General features: G+C 34.3%; 17 protein-coding genes. All 17 read left to right on the top strand.

The features are described 5' to 3' along the window. Nucleotides 1-7 precede the first annotated feature (7 nt). The 17 genes from flgL (at nt 8) to OWO01_RS02615 (ending at nt 16,711) form a co-directional block, all read left to right on the top strand. Nucleotides 8-922 (top strand): flagellar hook-associated protein FlgL, encoded by a 915-nt coding sequence (flgL, locus tag OWO01_RS02695; protein WP_268778885.1) that lies wholly within the window; start codon nt 8-10, stop codon nt 920-922. 114 nt (nt 923-1,036) lie between these two features. Next, the gene (locus OWO01_RS02690; protein WP_268778884.1) at nt 1,037-1,627 is read left to right on the top strand and encodes a DUF6470 family protein; all 591 of its coding nucleotides are present in this window, start codon (nt 1,037-1,039) and stop codon (nt 1,625-1,627) included. Nucleotides 1,628-1,640: 13 nt separating this feature from the next. After that, nucleotides 1,641-2,081 (top strand): flagellar assembly protein FliW, encoded by a 441-nt coding sequence (fliW, locus tag OWO01_RS02685; RefSeq protein WP_268778883.1) that lies wholly within the window; start codon nt 1,641-1,643, stop codon nt 2,079-2,081. A 1-nt stretch (nt 2,082) separates the two neighbouring features. Beyond that, complete coding sequence (gene csrA, locus OWO01_RS02680) at nt 2,083-2,301, top strand: carbon storage regulator CsrA (protein WP_268778882.1); 219 nt, start codon at nt 2,083-2,085, stop codon at nt 2,299-2,301. Between the two features lie 135 nt (nt 2,302-2,436). Then, on the top strand, nt 2,437-3,291 hold the full coding sequence (gene hag, locus OWO01_RS02675; RefSeq protein ID WP_268778881.1) for a flagellin Hag: 855 nt from the start codon (nt 2,437-2,439) through the stop codon (nt 3,289-3,291). 138 nt (nt 3,292-3,429) lie between these two features. Further along, nucleotides 3,430-3,978 (top strand): hypothetical protein, encoded by a 549-nt coding sequence (locus OWO01_RS02670; protein WP_268778880.1) that lies wholly within the window; start codon nt 3,430-3,432, stop codon nt 3,976-3,978. Between the two features lie 4 nt (nt 3,979-3,982). Next, entirely contained in the window at nt 3,983-6,532 is a 2,550-nt protein-coding gene (locus OWO01_RS02665; protein ID WP_268778879.1) for a motility associated factor glycosyltransferase family protein, read from the top strand. After that, the gene (locus OWO01_RS02660) at nt 6,513-7,511 is read left to right on the top strand and encodes a UDP-N-acetylglucosamine 4,6-dehydratase family protein (RefSeq protein WP_268778878.1); all 999 of its coding nucleotides are present in this window, start codon (nt 6,513-6,515) and stop codon (nt 7,509-7,511) included. The genes OWO01_RS02665 and OWO01_RS02660 overlap by 20 nt, the downstream gene beginning before the upstream one ends. A gap of 30 nt (nt 7,512-7,541) precedes the next feature. Further along, nucleotides 7,542-8,279 carry a phosphocholine cytidylyltransferase family protein gene (locus OWO01_RS02655; RefSeq protein WP_268778877.1) on the top strand — a complete coding sequence of 246 codons (738 nt, stop codon included), beginning with the start codon at nt 7,542-7,544 and terminating at the stop codon, nt 8,277-8,279. Further along, a complete protein-coding gene (locus tag OWO01_RS02650; protein ID WP_268778876.1) occupies nt 8,266-9,195 on the top strand; it encodes a CatB-related O-acetyltransferase in 930 nt (309 codons plus the stop codon). The genes OWO01_RS02655 and OWO01_RS02650 overlap by 14 nt, the downstream gene beginning before the upstream one ends. Before the next feature lie 31 nt (nt 9,196-9,226). Continuing rightward, a complete protein-coding gene (locus tag OWO01_RS02645) occupies nt 9,227-10,642 on the top strand; it encodes a CDP-glycerol glycerophosphotransferase family protein (RefSeq protein WP_268778875.1) in 1,416 nt (471 codons plus the stop codon). Nucleotides 10,643-10,660: 18 nt separating this feature from the next. Continuing rightward, nucleotides 10,661-11,920: a glycosyltransferase gene (locus tag OWO01_RS02640; RefSeq protein ID WP_268778874.1), complete on the top strand. Its 1,260-nt coding sequence runs from the start codon at nt 10,661-10,663 to the stop codon at nt 11,918-11,920. Between the two features lie 21 nt (nt 11,921-11,941). Continuing rightward, on the top strand, nt 11,942-13,186 hold the full coding sequence (locus tag OWO01_RS02635) for a glycosyltransferase (protein WP_268778873.1): 1,245 nt from the start codon (nt 11,942-11,944) through the stop codon (nt 13,184-13,186). A 15-nt stretch (nt 13,187-13,201) separates the two neighbouring features. Continuing rightward, on the top strand, nt 13,202-14,371 hold the full coding sequence (locus OWO01_RS02630; RefSeq protein ID WP_268778872.1) for a glycosyltransferase: 1,170 nt from the start codon (nt 13,202-13,204) through the stop codon (nt 14,369-14,371). Beyond that, entirely contained in the window at nt 14,340-15,014 is a 675-nt protein-coding gene (locus OWO01_RS02625) for an HAD family hydrolase (protein ID WP_268778871.1), read from the top strand. Before OWO01_RS02630 ends, OWO01_RS02625 begins: the two co-directional genes overlap by 32 nt. Nucleotides 15,015-15,023: 9 nt before the next feature. Then, a complete protein-coding gene (locus tag OWO01_RS02620) occupies nt 15,024-15,989 on the top strand; it encodes an ATP-grasp domain-containing protein (RefSeq protein WP_268778870.1) in 966 nt (321 codons plus the stop codon). Then, nucleotides 15,986-16,711 (top strand): glycosyltransferase family protein, encoded by a 726-nt coding sequence (locus OWO01_RS02615; protein ID WP_268778869.1) that lies wholly within the window; start codon nt 15,986-15,988, stop codon nt 16,709-16,711. The genes OWO01_RS02620 and OWO01_RS02615 overlap by 4 nt, the downstream gene beginning before the upstream one ends. The last annotated feature ends 11 nt before the right edge of the window (nt 16,712-16,722 follow it).

Raw genomic sequence — 16,722 nt, 5'->3', positions numbered from 1 at the left:
TAGCTAAATGCGAATATCACAAAGTATGCTTTCTAATAATATGCTTCGCAACGTTAGTAACAGTTATGGTAACTTAAATAAGTACATGAATCAGCTATCAACTGGTAAAAAAATCACAAGACCTTCTGAAGACCCCGTGGTGGCGATGAAAGGCATGAGTTATCGCTCACAAGTTTCGAATGTGGAACAATATCGACGAAATATTGGCGAAGTGCATAACTGGTTAGATAACTCTGATGACGCGCTACATGAAACAACCCAGGTTCTTCATCGTTTAAATGAACTTGCTGTCCAAGCGAGCAATGGTACTTATGAAAACACCGAACGAGAAAGTATTGCCAAAGAAGTTGACCAATTGATTGAGAATTTAGCTGAAGTGGGTAACACTAAAGTAAACAACAAGTTTATTTTTAATGGAACCAATACAAACGGTACCCTTGATCCAGAAGGAAACCCTATGTATCCAATTACGAAAAATGACGATGGAACATATACCGTCTCTGATAATGAGAATGATGTTTTTGTTGAGGTAAGTGCAGGGACAAGATTAAAAGTAAACACAAATCCTACTGCTGTATTTAGTCAAGATTTGTTTGATGATTTACAAGCTTTTGCCGCAGCATTACGTGATGAAGATATACCAGATGCCGAACTCTCACAGCATATTGAAGTCATTCAAGGCCATACAAATCAAGTGGTAAACGAACGTGCAGATATTGGTGCACGTATGAATCGTATTGAACTGATTGAAAATCGTTTAGCTTCCCAAGAAGTTACAGCGAAAGACATGATGTCCAATAATGAAGATGCAGAATTAGAAGAAATTATTATTAATTTAACTACACAAGAAGCGATCCATCGAGCTTCGCTAAGTGCAGGTGCGCGTATTTTACAACCAACTTTACTGGACTTTTTACGTTAAAAAAGTTAGTGCAGTTGGTCGTATTCACGCGATTATGCTGCAGTGAAAAGACTTGTCACAGAAGTGTGACAAGCTTTTTTGTAAATTAGGGGATTAGAGTTAGGAGGGAAAATCATGCGATTACCACAAATTCGGATGGAATCACAACCTGCATTAATTTCGATTCAAACCCAAAACGCTACCCAGACAATCCAACAACCAAAAGCGGATCAAGAAATTCTACAACCAAAAGCAGAAATAACGATTCGTACGACACCGTCCAGGTTAACGATTGATCAGTCAAAAGCTTGGCATGATATGGGTTTGCGAACTGCGAAACAATTGCATGAAGATGCTACACGTCAAGGATATCAAAAAGTCATGCAAGGTATTTCTCGACGAGTGCGAGAAGGAACGGAACAGATGAAAATTGAAAATGGAGGAGATCCATTACTAAGGCAAGCAGTAAATAATGCCAATCGTCCGGAAAAACAATTCAATATCGGGTGGGTTCCATCTCCATTTGCAGTCGATATTGACTATCAGCCAAGTGATGTCCATATTGATGTCCGAGCAAATGCTCCAATTATAAACAATCGACCGAATAAACCGGTTATTCAATACCAACCAGGCTATGCAGAGACTGGGATAAGGCAAGAAGCAGATTTACACATTGATTTTGAAAATCTATACTTTAGAGGATTTCAGTTCGAAATGTCTATATAAAGAAGGGTGAATCATGAACATTCAAACAAAATATTTTGGAGACGTTACCATTGATCAAAAACAAACGATTCAATTTCCACAGGGAATTCCAGGGTTTCAAGATGAAACAGCCTTTGTGCTGATGGATTTACCAGAAAATCCAACCTTTCAAGTTCTACAGTCAACAACAAGAACAAATGTTGCTTTTATCGTCACAAATCCCTATGCATTTCATCCCGACTATGAACTTGAATTGGATGAAGCAACATTAGAATTGTTACAAATTGAAGCGGAAGAACAAGTGAGTGTATTCGTCATTTTAACATTAAAAGATCCGTTTGAAACAAGTACGGTTAATTTGCAAGCACCGATTATCGTGAATCATGAAAAGAAATATGCTAAGCAATTCATTACTAATAATTCAAGCTACTCAACCAGAGCGCCATTACTACCTGTGAAAGACCAGGAGGGTTAATATGTTAGTACTAACACGAAAGCTAAATGAATCGATTCAAATTGGTAATGAGATTGAAGTGAAAGTGGTTGGTATCGAGGGTGATCAAATCAAGTTAGGTATTTCGGCACCAAAGCATATTGAGATCCATCGAAAGGAAATCTACTTAGATATTCAACAAGCAAATAGTCAAGCAACAGAGAATCAAGTCGATTTAATAAATTTTTTAAAAGAAAAGTGAAAAATTTGTTTAACATTTCGTTCCACAGTCCGATATTAACTATGTAAAGCTAACTCAGACTAAAGACGGCCGCTTTAGTTTGATTATTTACCCACATGGATGTGGAAATTATAAACACTCAAGGAGGAATTTATCGTGAGAATTAATCACAATATCGCGGCGTTAAACACACACCGCCAACTATCAGGTAACCAAAATGGTGTTCAAAGTTCATTAGAAAAATTATCTTCAGGTCTTCGTATTAACCGTGCAGGAGATGACGCAGCTGGTCTTGCAATCTCTGAAAAAATGCGTGGTCAAATCCGTGGTTTGGAAATGGCACAAAAAAATTCACAAGATGGTATTTCTTTAATCCAAACAGCTGAAGGTGCATTAACGGAAACTCATGCGATTCTTCAACGTATGCGTGAACTAACTGTTCAAGCTGGTAACACAGGTACACAAGAACCTGATGACCTTCAAGCAATTCAAGATGAGATTGATGCATTATTAGAAGAGATAGATGGAATCTCTACTCGTACAGAATTTAACGGTAAAACATTATTAAGTGGTTCATTCTCTACAACAAACTTAGTGTTCCAAATTGGTGCTAATACAGACCAAACATTAGAAGTTAACATTGATGATATGAGTACAACGGGATTAGGCCTTGCTGCTGCAGATATTGATGTTACTAATTTTGTTGATGCTGCCGGTGAGTATCAAGAAACTGAATTTAATGACGCTTTAGATGCAATTGATGCAGCAATAACATCTGTTTCTGAACAACGTTCAGCTTTGGGTGCAATTCAAAATCGTCTTGAGCACACTATCAACAACTTAGGTGCTTCTCAAGAAAACTTAACAGCTGCTGAATCACGTATTCGTGACGTAGATATGGCGAAAGAAATGATGGAATTCACGAAGAATAACATCCTTACTCAAGCGTCTCAATCTATGTTGGCACAAGCTAACCAAACACCTCAAGGTGTATTACAATTATTACAATAATTGTAGTATCAGAAAAAGTCATCTGAAAACAGATGGCTTTTTTCTATGATTATGATGAAGTACTTTTGTTTGTGATAATTTGTTTGATATAATTAAGAATACAGCAGTATTGCCGATAATATAAGTGAGGTGATAAAAATGAAGGTATACATAAATCAACAATTAATAACAGATTCAAAAGATATAGATTCTATTATCCAAAATATAGAAGGGTGGATAGTGAATCAACAACTTATTATTACAAGTAATTACGTGTTAAATGGCAACAAGGTCACTGGGGACTGGTTAGATGATATAAAGATTAATGCGAATACGGACGCACGACTAGAATTGCATACAGAAGATTTACTTGTTGTGTTAAAAGAAATGAAAGATACTACCCTAGACTATGTTATTCAGATTGAAAAGAATTTACCAAGTGTAATTGATAGGCTATATACCTCTGAAGAGAATATGAACTTAACAGACGTATTACATGATTTAATTGAAGGTATTGAGTATCTATTAAATGTAGCAATTAATCTTAATTTTGATAAATTACTAGAAAACCACGTTGATATGTTAAAAGAACTTATGGAGACATTAGAATTACATGATACAACAGACTGTGCAGATTTGTTGAAATATGAGTGGTTACCTTGGATGGAACGATACAAAAAAGAACTTTTATCATTGGAGTTGGAATGAAACAATGAATCAAATTTCTAAACAACTAGCACTAAAACATGCAAAGCTATTTTCCTCTCAGGTTGCTAAACAATTGGATGAGATTAATTTAGAGGTTAGCAATGTCCAGATCACTAAAGCAAAAAAAATTAATAAGATGATTTTATCACAAGTTCATGACGGTAAAATAGTTAATTTATATAGTAAGTTTAACCCAATTGAAGAAGTGGAACGATGGGTATCAACAATTGAGTCCGAACCTAATCATATTATTTTATTTGGCTTAGGATTAGGCTATCATCTTCAAGCACTTTATAACAAGTTTCCTAAGGTTAGATTTCATATTATTGAACCTAATCCTCATACGGTACTTGCTTTTTTTTCACTTCTAGACAAACCTGGATTCATTAAAAATATTGATGACCTTATCATCGGTTATCGTGAAGTAGAGATATCTTCTTTTTTTAAACGAATTTTAGATAAGTTTGATAACAATTGGAAATTCCTACACATCCCTAAGTATCAGACGTTATATAAAGACGAATATCATTATATCATGCAATTATTCAAGAAAATGTTTATTGATTATCAATCAATGCTTAAATCGCATAATACCTTTGGTGACTTATGGCTGTTCAATGCGTTAGAGAACCTTGCTATGATCCAAAGCACCGACAACATCATGTCATATAAACAACAGTTTGCCGATAAACAAGTGATTTTAGTTGCTTCTGGACCATCACTTGAACATCATATTGCCTTCCTTAAACGAGTCAGTGAAGAAAAGAAAGCCTTAATAATTGCTGCTGGAACAAGTATTAATTTTTTGGTTAACAATCATATTAAACCAGACTTTGTTACATCATACGATCCTGGAGAAGGTAATTATAAGAATATGCAACCTGCCTTAGCATTAGATGTTCCTTTAATATTTGGTACAACAATTCATCCTAAAATTGTTAAGGAGTATAAGGGGCCCAAGGCTCATATGATTATGTCTAAAGACTATATCTCTTCTTATCTTAGTACAATTAATCCGGAAGATATCGTCAACGATGCCCCGACTGTTACAGCTGTTACCCTCGATCTTCTGTATAAATTAGGGGTTAATGAAGTCTTCTTAATTGGTCAAGATTTGTGCTTTATTGGTGATCAATATCAAGCAAAAGCAGTATATCCTACGAATAAAAGTGGGAAACTGCTAGCGAAACATAAGATGCAAATGGAGCATATAGAGAATAATAAAGGTCAATTAGTCGAAACAAATAAAAGCTTTAAAGTTATGAAGCAATATATTGAAGAAACAGTTAAACAATATGAAAATTTTAGTGTTGTTAACTTATCACTTTATGGTGCTAAAATTGAGGGAATCCCTTATAAAAATGCTGATCTTGTTGAAAATGAATTAAGCACTTTAGATAAACAAGAAGAAATAATATCGAGTTTCCGATCTAGAAGTTTAAATAGACAAGATTTTAACGAAACTATTAAGAATTTTAAAAAAGTATTTCTGTTGCATGAAGAGCAATTGGATAGAATATATAAGCAACTAAACAAGTTTGATTCCAGGAAACAAACCACAGCTTTTTTTGCTGAAATTCAACAACGGTTACAGATGTTGTTTGAGCAAAAGGCATATCAATATTTAATTAATCCTATTGTTGTTAATGAATCTCATCAACTTTCAAGAACTATAGCAAATAGCGACTTATCAACATCAGATAGTATCAAACGTTATTTAGAAGAAGCAGTTGAACCATTGGTAAACGCAATAAGCAAAACAATCATTACTTATCAATATAAGCTTAATCATATCAAAGATTTAAATCAATCAGCAGAAATATCGATTAATTCTAATAATAAAAAGTTCCTTAACCATTACTTAAATGATAAAAGTAAGAGTGCAGTTATTGATTTTACTGAAAGAAATGACCGATTAGTAATTGTATTTTCGGGTTTGTTTGGTGGATTAGGAATGCCAATTAACGCCTTTTTTGGTGAAGTGTTTTCTGGTTATAAGATAGTTTTTTTGAGAGACTTAAAACAATCAGCGTTTCAATCTGGTCTAAAAGGCATATCCGATATAGATGAAAGCAATAAAATGTCTTACTATCTAAAAAAATTGATTAAACGATCCAATGCTAAAAAAATCATCCTAGCAGGAGCATCCACAGGAGGCTATGCAGCAATTAGGTACGGATTAAATCTAAAAGAAGTAAATCAGATTATTGCTTTTGCCCCGCCAACCTTTTTAGATGAGCGGAATAAAAAAACATACGATGATAATAGATGGCAAGAAGAATTAGAGATTAATATTATGGAAGAGCTACCTGATTTAAAAGTATTATTGACAAATAAGGAAAAAAAACTTATTGATATTTACTATGCTGAAGATAATGAGCTTGATCAATTTCATGCTTCAAGGCTGGAAGGACATGATAATATTCATTTGCATCGCTTGAAGCAGGGTGGGCACCGAGTTCTTGAGGAACTCTTTATTCAAAAACAGCTGGATCGTATAAAAAATTCACTTTTGAAAGATATAGGTGATCACTTTGAATTTATATCAAAATAAATCCATATTAATATTGGGTGGTACAGGGACAATAGGTAAAAAATTACTCAGTGTATTAATTGAATATCAACCAAAAGTAATACGAATTTTTAGTCGAGATGAATATAAGCAATTTGAGCTTCAACAAGAAATGGCCAATTTCGACAATATCCGATATTTGATCGGAGATATAAGAGATGAGAAACGATTATTAATGGCTATGGAGAATATTGATTATGTATTTCATTTAGCGGCTATGAAGCATGTCTCAGCCTGTGAATATAATCCTTTTGAAGCAGTTCAGACAAATATTACCGGCACTCAGAATGTCATTCAAACAGCATTACGTGCTGGTGTAGAAAAGGTTATATTTACAAGTACTGATAAAGCAATTTCCCCCACCAATGTTTATGGGGCAACAAAGCTCACGGCAGAGAGGCTTATGTCGGCAGCAGAAAACCAGAAAGGTAGCAAAAGGACGATTTTTTCTTCTGTTCGATTTGGGAACGTCATGGGTTCTAGGGGATCAGTCATACCTTTATTTAAGCAACAGATCCTTGATAAACAAATGCTCACTGTAACTGATTTAAATATGATTAGATATATGATGACGCCTACTCAAGCCGTTGAACTCATACTTCAAGCTAATCAATTGGCAAAAGGTGGAGAGGTATTTGTTCTGAAAATGCCTATCGTAAAGCTTAACGACTTGGTTCAAGTTATGATTGATTTAGTAACAAAAAAATATCACATAAAAGAAGAAATAAAGATTAGAGAAATTGGTATTAGACCAGGTGAAAAAAGATATGAGGAATTAATGACTGAGGATGAGGCTAAAGTTGCGACAGAGTTAGAACATATGTATATGCTTTATCCATCTCTTCATGCGAAGCCTCTGTCTTTTAAACCAGCTATGATTAAGGTTACACAACCATTTGAACAACCAACAATTGAGCAAGAAACTTTGCGAACCTGGTTAAAAGAGGAAAAATTAATTTGACGCTTATAAAGTTGGGGGCTGTACATAGCTATGAAATTATTTATTCTAGCTGCTGGAAAAGGTAGTCGTTTAAAGAGTTTAACAAGAGATCTGCCCAAGCCATTAATGACAATAGATCAAAAAGGCACGACCATATTAGAATATAACATTAACTGTGCAAAAAAATCAGGTCTTTTTGAAGAAATAGTCGTTATTACTGGCTATAAAGCACCAATTGTTGTTGACTATCTAAAAAAAATTCAGGGGATAAAGATCAGTACAGCTTTCAATGTAATGTATAGTGAATTTGGTCCTATCTCATCATTATGGTCAATTAAAAAGAATGTACTGCTGAACGACTGTGTCATCATAAATGGCGATACACTATATGATGATGCTGTTTTTGAACAATTAGATAAATGTGTTAGTACAAGTTTATTCTACAGCAAAAAAAACATATATGAGAATGATGAAGTGAAGTTAATCATTAGAGATAAGCAAGTTGAGCGGGTAGCGAAAGTCCTTGACTTAAATAAGGCTGATGGTGTGTCCGCTGGCTTACTGTTGGTAAAAGGTGAAAATACACGTCAAATACTATACAACTATATATGTAAACTGTACAAAAGTAAGGTCATTTGGCATGAGCTCATTAATCAGCTAGTACAGGAAAATATAGAAGTCTATCCTCTTGAAATAGATAGTAGTCTTTGGTATGAGATTGATACAATTAAAGATTATAAAACTTACCATGCTCAAAAAGGTAAGGTGATCCCAAATGTCAATAACTAAAATACTAACACATAATATCAGCGAACGTTATGGTCAATTAGTAAATAAAAAGCTAGTTGTTTTTGGTACAGGTCAATGTAGTAAGCAACTTGTTCCAATTCTCGGTCAATTCGGTTTATCTATTCAATACTATTTGGATAACAACCAGCAGCGTTGGGATAAGAAGCTTTTTGACAAGAAAATAAACAGGCCCGATTATATACTAACTGAAAATAAAGACGATATTTTTATTTTAATTGCTAGCTCCTACTATACAGAGATTACAGAACAGCTGATAAACATTTATCAGCTAGAAGAGCATACCCATTTCTGTGCGCTCCTTAAAGTCGAACCTGATGAAGCGACAAGAAAAGAAAGAGTGATTAACGGTGTTCGAGTAGGCAAATATAGTTATGGCTGTCAAAGGCTTTGCCAAGAGAACTCTACATTAATAGAGTCTATTGGTTCTTTCTGTTCAATAAGTGATACTGTTGAGATAGCCGGTCCTAATCATCCGACTGAATTTATAAGCACACACCCCTTTTTTTATAACACACTTATCCATGGTAATGAGAGGGTTCCGCCACTACTGAATGAAGAGGCTTCGGTCAATCATGTAGCAACAAATAATCAAAAAATAAAAATTGGTCACGATGTATGGATTGGTAAGCATGTTTTATTGTTACCATCAATAAAAATTGGGAATGGTGCCATTATTGGAGCAGGTGCTGTGGTTACAAAAGATGTACCTGATTACGCTATTGTAGGCGGTGTCCCAGCTGAAATTTTAAAGTATCGCTTTAATCAACAACACATTAAAGAATTAAATGCTATTGCTTGGTGGCAATGGTCGGATGAAAAAATCCGTGCCAATATAGAATATTTTATTCATAATCAAGAATTTATTGATCATTTTTCTTCATCAACATGCTATTGATCTAGCTAAAACAAATGGATGGAATGATACTATGAAAGAAATAATTGTTTTTGGTGCAGGTAAAAACGGAGAAATATTTTTAGAAAGAGTAAGGGGAAATCAAACCAAAATCCTTTTTTTTGTTGATAATGACAAAGACAAGCAATCACAGTTATTTCATGGTTATAATGTTTTCTCACCTGATCGAATTTTGGATAATACATATGATTTTGTGATAGTGGCGAGCTTATCTATTATCCCAATTACGGAACAGCTTGTTAAGTTAGGTGTACCATTAAATAAAATTATCCCATTTGACTATCAGGCACATCTTTCTCAACTATCTGATTTATACCGTAAAGGAACAAATACTATTACCAAAAAGCCCGTAAAAGATCAAACCTCTTTAAGTATTGCCTTACTTAATTATAACTTTTCTAACCAAAATGGATGGGCACTATATAAGAATATGCCATCATATATAAAAGATAAGTATAAGGTTGATTTGATTGAACATGAGGATTATCATCAACTAGCTAAGTATGATGTTATCTGTTCATCTAATCATAGAGGGATATATGATGAACACCATATTAATATAGAACTATGGCATGGCTTCTCATTCAAAAAAAAAGGGGCAATGTTGAATCATCAGTTCTCCGGGCAAAGCTATCAGGATATGCTAAAGGCACGCTATACAGACTTAGTTATGTCATACTCTGAATTACATTCGACATGTTTTAATAGCTGTTACCCGAGTGAAGCAAATCGCTATAAACTAACTGGTATGCCGAGAAATGATTTTTTATTTAATGATGATTGTAGAGAAAAGTTATCCTACATTACAAATACAAATATAGGTGATGGTAACGTTATTGTTTATTTACCTACGTGGAGAAAAGGGCAGGATCAACATGTCGAAACACAATCGAATTGGGATCAACTCTTTGATATGTTTGTTGATGAACAAGACCTAGGTGCTTTTCTCGAAGAACATAATACCTATTTATTCGTTAAACTACATCCATTTGAATATAACAAGTTTAAAGACTTAACTATTTTTGAACATGATCGTATTAACTTATTGAATGACGAATTATTAATTAATCAACGTATCCATTTATATGAGGTACTTGGAGCAACAGATTTGTTAATTACTGACTACTCTTCGGTCTATTTTGACCTTTTATTATTAGACACCCCTACAATTTTCGTTCAACCAGATAAAAAGGAATATGAAAAAAACAGGGGATTCTTAGTTGAACCATATGATTATTTTACAGTAGGTCCTAAAGTAAACAATTATTCTAACTTGAAGGCGGAAATTAGTTATCATCTCCTAGGAAACGACGATTATGAAATAAAAAGAAAGGAGTTAACGAAACTTATCCATAAATATAATGATAATCAATCCAGTTTACGCGTTTGGAGCGAAATTGATCGTTATTTATGTTCACTAAACCAATGATTTGAGGTGAATGGAACAATGAAATGTTTAAAAGAACGATTGATCGATAAAGGCTGGGAGTACAAATATAGGAATTATTCCCGTTATTTTGTTGGAAATATAAACATCCATATGAGACAAAAGCCTAAAATATCAGTCGTTGTTATCTCATGGCGGGTTCATCCGCTTACGATCGAGAATTTACGTGCTTTGGAGAGTCAACGAAATACTAGTGATTTTGAAGTGATTTTTGTCGACAATGGTGCCCCAGAGCATAGCTTTGATCCGTTAATGCCGTATATTGATACATATATTCGCTTGAATACCAATACAGGTGCATGCATCGCCAGAAATATTGGCGCTTTATTCGCTCAAGCTCCAATTTTATTATTTCTCGAAGATGATGCCATCCCTGATCAACATTTAATCGAATCACATATAATCACCCATCAACGTTATTCACTTATCTCAGTAAGGGGTGTTTGTTTACCTATCAGTAACAATGAATGGAATGAACGGCAGGACTGGTATTATTTAGGGGATGATCCTCATGCGCGTTATTGTGACATTGAAGGAAATGCTTCATACTCAGCAAATGAATTCTTTGAAGTGGGTGGTTGGAATGATCAACTTCTTTATGGTGGAGAAGGAAAAGAACTAGCCATTAGAATTCTAAATAAATACCCTACTTTGAGCAAACAAATTTATTCCCCTATTAGTATTATTTATCATGACTATGCTATAAGTGAGCAGCAGCTTGAATTGAAGAGGCAAAAGCAACGCTCCTCTTTTACTAAATTAAAAGAAAAATATTCTGATTGGGAGAAGTTTGATTCGAAGTGGGGGCAATATATAGGCGAGTATCATACACTTAACGAAACATTATCTTGGCAAAAAGATAAAAAAAGTCAAGAACGTTACCTCGAAATTTGCCAGTTTATAAAAGAGCAACATAAAACGGCTATACATAAATATATGGATGGTAAAGTCTTTTTAAATGATATCGATTTTTTTCAATCGCTATCCACATTGAAAAAAATAGCTATTTTTGGAGCAGGTTTAAAAGGGAGAACCACGTTTACGATCTTAAAACGGTACGGTCTTGAAATTGACTGCTTTGTCGACAATAACAGTTCAATTCATTACCAATATCTTTTTGATAAGCCAATTGTCCCAGTAACTCAATTAACAGATGACTACTTTATTCTCATAGCTTCAAGTTGGAGTTACCAGATTGTTAATCAATTAGTAGAGCTCAAATGGGCTAAAAATAAGAATTTTAAAACCATCATTGGATAGCGTTCTGAAAGGAGTAAACTTATGTGTCTAAAAGAAGCATTAACTCAGATAAACTGGACTAATAAACTGGAAATATACGAGCAATATTTTGAATACGTCAAATATCTAGGCGATATTCAAAACCCACTCTTTTCAGTTGTGATCATCTCATATCGACTTCATCCAGATACATTAATAAATTTAAGAGAACTCAATCAACAAAAACAATCTCAATCTTTTGAAATTATTTTTGTTGATAATGGTGGGGAAATAGATGAATTTGATGCTTTAAAACCCTACATCGACACATATATACGTTTAAATCAAAATACGGGTGCTTATTTGGCGCGAAATGTGGGAGCTACTTTTTCAAAGGCCCCGTATCTAATATTTCTTGAAGATGATGGTATTCCTGATTGTGAGCTTATAAAGGCATATAAAGAGCTTATCCAAGCATATGAAGTCATTAGTATTCGTGGTGTTTATTTAGCCAAAACAGATAATCCGCTTAATGCAAGACAAACTGTTTATTATTTGGGTAATAACCATTTTCCTGCGTATGTGAATTTAGAAGGTAATGCGCTATTTTTAGCTAAAAGTTTTTTCCAGGTCGGTGGTTGGGACGATCAAATTCGCTATGGCCATGGCGGCATGGAGTTGGCCGTTAGATTGCTAAAAATAGAGCCAGATAAACGAAAACAAATATATTCACCTTTACCAATTATTTATCATGATTTAGTAAAGGATGAACAAGAATTTTTAGTAAAGCGTCGCAAACATGAACTGGCCTATCTCTATTTAAAAGAAAAACATCCTGACATTGATCAGTTTATTCGAGATTGGCAATCTATGTTCTTATCAGACACTGAATTAAGTAGCAAGAGTTTAGGAGATTTAGACACTTTAATGCAACAGATCTATCAGAGAAATCAGCGCGCAATTCATTATATGAATCAATTATTTATCCCTTCTTACGACTCAGAACAGATTCGTCGTTTACTTCCTAGATTAATGCACAATCGGGAGAATCTATTTATATTTGGTGCAGGCTCCTTAGGTGAGCATGTCTTAAATGTGCTTAATAAAAATGATATAGTGGTAGCGGGTTTTCTTGATAACAATTCAGCTAAATGGAATAATAAGATTAAGCAATACTCGATCTTTAATCCTAATCGCATAACTAATCGAGATTTCATTGTTATTGCTTCCATTTATTCTTATGAAATCAGGATACAGCTCGAACAAATGGGCCTAAAAAATAATCAAGATTTTATTATAATCCATTAATTTTAGGGGATGTTTATGACTACTATATCAGTTATTATGCCTACTTATAATAATGAAACATTTATATCACAAGCGATTGATAGTATATTAAACCAAACATTTCAAGATTTTGAACTTATCATTGTAGATGACGGGAGTAAGGATCGAACAACCGATATTGTACAAAACTATGTCGATACATATCCAAGCAAATTAAAATTAATTAAACATGCTAATAATAGAGGGGCAGCAGAAGCACGTAATACTGGAATTAAGCAAAGTACGACAGATATCCTTATGCTTGCAGATAGTGATGATGTGCAAGGTCCCAATCGTATTGAGGCGCTTTATCAAGGGTTAAAGGGCTATGATCTGGTCTTTAATGAATGTTTGATGATTGATCATAACAATCAACCTTTAAATAATATAAAAAGTTATCCAGCATACCTCACCAATCAAAATATTGTTACTGAGATGTTAAAGAGGAACCATTTTTGGTCAAGCCTTGTTATGTTAAGAAAAACAGATGATGTTTTTTTTGATTCAAGCTTACCAAGTGCAGAAGATTTTGAGCTGTTTCTACGTTTATTTTTAAAAGGGTATAAATTTAATATCGTGTATGAAAAGCTTACGCTTTATCGTATTCATCCTAATAATTTGTCAGGAGATACCGGTAAAGCACAGCATTCAATAGCAGAGGTGCTAAAACGACTTGATCTGGAGAGACTAAAGCTCGCTTTACTAAATAACCATCCAAAAATAATAGTCTATGAAGCGACTGCTGCGGCTTACATGTGGCGTGAAGATTATAATCAAGCCATTAGCCTCTTGGAAAAGAATGATTTAACTATAGAAGGTTTCTTCATGCTAGCAGTTTGTTATTATAAACAAAACCAATTAGATGATAGTTTAATTATTTTTAATAAATTAAGAAAGAGCTCAAATAATTTGGCGATAAAAAATAATTATATAGTCATTCGCACACTGCGTACCAAAGAGCGAGATCAAGCTTTTCCTGAGCTTAATCAAATATTAGCAAAGGAGCCTAACTATATCGATGCGAAGTATAATTTAACATGTTTAATAGAGGATCGATTATCTGATTTAAGAATAACTGAAAGATTACTTCGAGAACAAATTACAGTGGCTCAGCACTATAAGAGTGGGGATTTCAATGAAAGAGAAAACAATTATTTTAGATCTTGATGACACGCTATATTGTGAGCATGATTATGTTAAATCTGGTTTTGCTGTAGTTGCAAACTTTTTAGCAGCTGAGGCTAAGCAACAAGATCACTTAGTCATTTACAAGAAAATGATTGAAATATGGATGGAACATGGACGGGGAAAAGTTTTTGATTTAGTCTGTAGTTTTTTTTCTATTGAACAGGTTGATATTCACCAACTTGTTCAATTGTATCGAACACACCTGCCTTCCATTACGTTATATGATGATGCTGTTGCCTTTTTAAACAATCAGATTGAAAGAGGTGTTCCATTGGGACTCGTTACAAATGGTCTGTCAGTGATGCAGTGGAATAAGGTAAAAGCATTAAAGTTAACAAGCTACATCGATGCTATTGTAGTTGCAGATGACTTAGGGGGTCAAGCCTTTTGGAAACCAAGTCCTACCCCTTATTTAAAAGCATTAGAAATTCTGCAGATTACAGCTCAAGAAGCCATATATGTAGGGGATAATCCAAATCTAGATTTTATCACAGCGAAAAAGCTTGGTCTTGAAACAGTAAGGATTATCCGTGATCATGGAGATCATATGAATTCAAATGTCCCTCCACTATATCAAGCTGATCGACAAATTTATTCATTATTAGAACTAATAGACGGGTAGTGAAGGGTCATGAATGTGTTAGTAATGAGCATTTCAAAAAAAGTTCCGTTGTTACAAGCAGTCAAAAAGGCATTAACTCGTATTAATCCAAATGCTCAATTATTTGGTGCAGATGCCAATGATAAAGTCATAGGTAAGTTTTTTGTTGACGTTTTTTGGAAAGTACCATTTCTGGAAGGAATGGAAATTCAGTCAATCCTTACTTACTGCAAAGAAAATCATATTACATTGATTATACCTACTCGTGATGGAGAGTTGGCCTATTTTGCTTCATATCAGAAGCAACTCGAAAAGTCTGGAATTTCTGTGATGGTTTCGAACCAAGCAGTGATTCATACAACATTAGATAAGTTTACTTTTTTTCAAAAATTGAAAGATTATCACTTACCTGTGATTGAGACAACGTTAAATATTGATTCCCTTCATGCCAAATCTTATGTTGTTAAAGAACGTTTTGGTTCAGGATCAACCCAACTTGCTTTAGGCTTAAATCGTGTACAAGCTGTTGCCTTTGCTAAAAAGCTAAAGCAACCTATCTTCCAACCTTATTATATCGGTGAAGAATTTAGTATTGATTTGTATGTAAATAAGCAGGGAGAAGTAGTTGGTGTTATTGTGAGGAGCCGAGATTTTATTGAGAATGGTGAATCTCAAATAACAACGATTGTTGAGCATCGTGAGCTTGAACAGCAAGCAATTGATTTGGTACAGGTTCTTAGCTTATATGGTCATGTTGTATTACAGGCAATTGTGACAGAAGATGGTAACATCCATTTTATTGAATGTAATGCTAGATTTGGTGGGGCATCAACTTTAAGCATAGCTGCGGGGTTGGATAGTTTTTACTGGTTTTTTTTGGAGTCGATCTTTGATCAAAAAATTACTCCTTCACTTTTTAAGAAAACTGATAAGAATTTGTCTTTAATGCGTTATGCACAAGATTATTTTGTGGGAATGGGAGATGATCAACAATGAAAACAACAGTCATTATTCAAGCGCGAATGGGATCATCACGTTTACCTGGTAAAATATTAAAACCGCTCGGTGATTCTTCAATATTGGATTATGTTGTGTCACGTTGCCAAATGATTGAACAAATAGATACTGTTGTGGTTGCTACATCTGACCAACCAGCTGATGACCAGGTTCAAGACTGGTGTAAGCACAATGGCATTTCATATTTTCGAGGATCTGAGCACGATGTTCTTGCTCGTTATTACAACTGTGCGAAGCAGTATCCTGCTGATGTTATCATACGTGTAACGGCCGACTGTCCTTTTGTTGATTATCATCTCGCGACAAAGCTCTTAGCTGAGATGGATCATAATCGTTTTGATTACATAAAATTGGCTGGAGAACTTGTAAGAGGGTTCAATGTAGAACTATTCTCTTATCGTGCATTATCCTATATTTTTAAACATGGTCATCAGGAAAGGCATCGAGAACATGTAACCTATTATGGCTATGAGTATCCTGAACAATTTAAATACAAGACTGTACAAGCCCCATCCTATTTATGTCACCCTGAACTTAGAGTAACTGTAGATACAATCGAAGATTACCAAATGGTTGAGCAAATCACTCGGCAATGTACGACAAATAAATATGTAAGTAGTGAAGAGGTAGTGGCATTCTTGCTTGCAAACCCTAAAGTTGCAAGCATTAACGCACATGTAAAGCAAAAACCTGTACGATAAGTTAGGGGATT

It is taken from the genome of Natronobacillus azotifigens, from assembly GCF_026805325.1.
Lineage (GTDB): Bacteria > Bacillota > Bacilli > Bacillales > Amphibacillaceae > Natronobacillus > Natronobacillus azotifigens.
Note: the sequence above shows the minus strand (reverse complement) of the source record. Positions and strands in the feature narration are given on the sequence as shown.

Bases quoted from the DNA above. Each gene is read 5' to 3' on its own strand.
- flgL (WP_268778885.1), top strand. From the start codon at position 8: ATGCGAATATCACAAAGTATGCTTTCTAATAATATGCTTCGCAACGTT.
- OWO01_RS02690 (WP_268778884.1), top strand. From the start codon at position 1,037: ATGCGATTACCACAAATTCGGATGGAATCACAACCTGCATTAATTTCG.
- fliW (WP_268778883.1), top strand. From the start codon at position 1,641: ATGAACATTCAAACAAAATATTTTGGAGACGTTACCATTGATCAAAAA.
- csrA (WP_268778882.1), top strand. From the start codon at position 2,083: ATGTTAGTACTAACACGAAAGCTAAATGAATCGATTCAAATTGGTAAT.
- OWO01_RS02670 (WP_268778880.1), top strand. From the start codon at position 3,430: ATGAAGGTATACATAAATCAACAATTAATAACAGATTCAAAAGATATA.
- OWO01_RS02665 (WP_268778879.1), top strand. From the start codon at position 3,983: ATGAATCAAATTTCTAAACAACTAGCACTAAAACATGCAAAGCTATTT.
- OWO01_RS02655 (WP_268778877.1), top strand. From the start codon at position 7,542: ATGAAATTATTTATTCTAGCTGCTGGAAAAGGTAGTCGTTTAAAGAGT.
- OWO01_RS02650 (WP_268778876.1), top strand. From the start codon at position 8,266: ATGTCAATAACTAAAATACTAACACATAATATCAGCGAACGTTATGGT.
- OWO01_RS02645 (WP_268778875.1), top strand. From the start codon at position 9,227: ATGAAAGAAATAATTGTTTTTGGTGCAGGTAAAAACGGAGAAATATTT.
- OWO01_RS02640 (WP_268778874.1), top strand. From the start codon at position 10,661: ATGAAATGTTTAAAAGAACGATTGATCGATAAAGGCTGGGAGTACAAA.
- OWO01_RS02635 (WP_268778873.1), top strand. From the start codon at position 11,942: ATGTGTCTAAAAGAAGCATTAACTCAGATAAACTGGACTAATAAACTG.
- OWO01_RS02630 (WP_268778872.1), top strand. From the start codon at position 13,202: ATGACTACTATATCAGTTATTATGCCTACTTATAATAATGAAACATTT.
- OWO01_RS02625 (WP_268778871.1), top strand. From the start codon at position 14,340: ATGAAAGAGAAAACAATTATTTTAGATCTTGATGACACGCTATATTGT.
- OWO01_RS02620 (WP_268778870.1), top strand. From the start codon at position 15,024: ATGAATGTGTTAGTAATGAGCATTTCAAAAAAAGTTCCGTTGTTACAA.
- OWO01_RS02615 (WP_268778869.1), top strand. From the start codon at position 15,986: ATGAAAACAACAGTCATTATTCAAGCGCGAATGGGATCATCACGTTTA.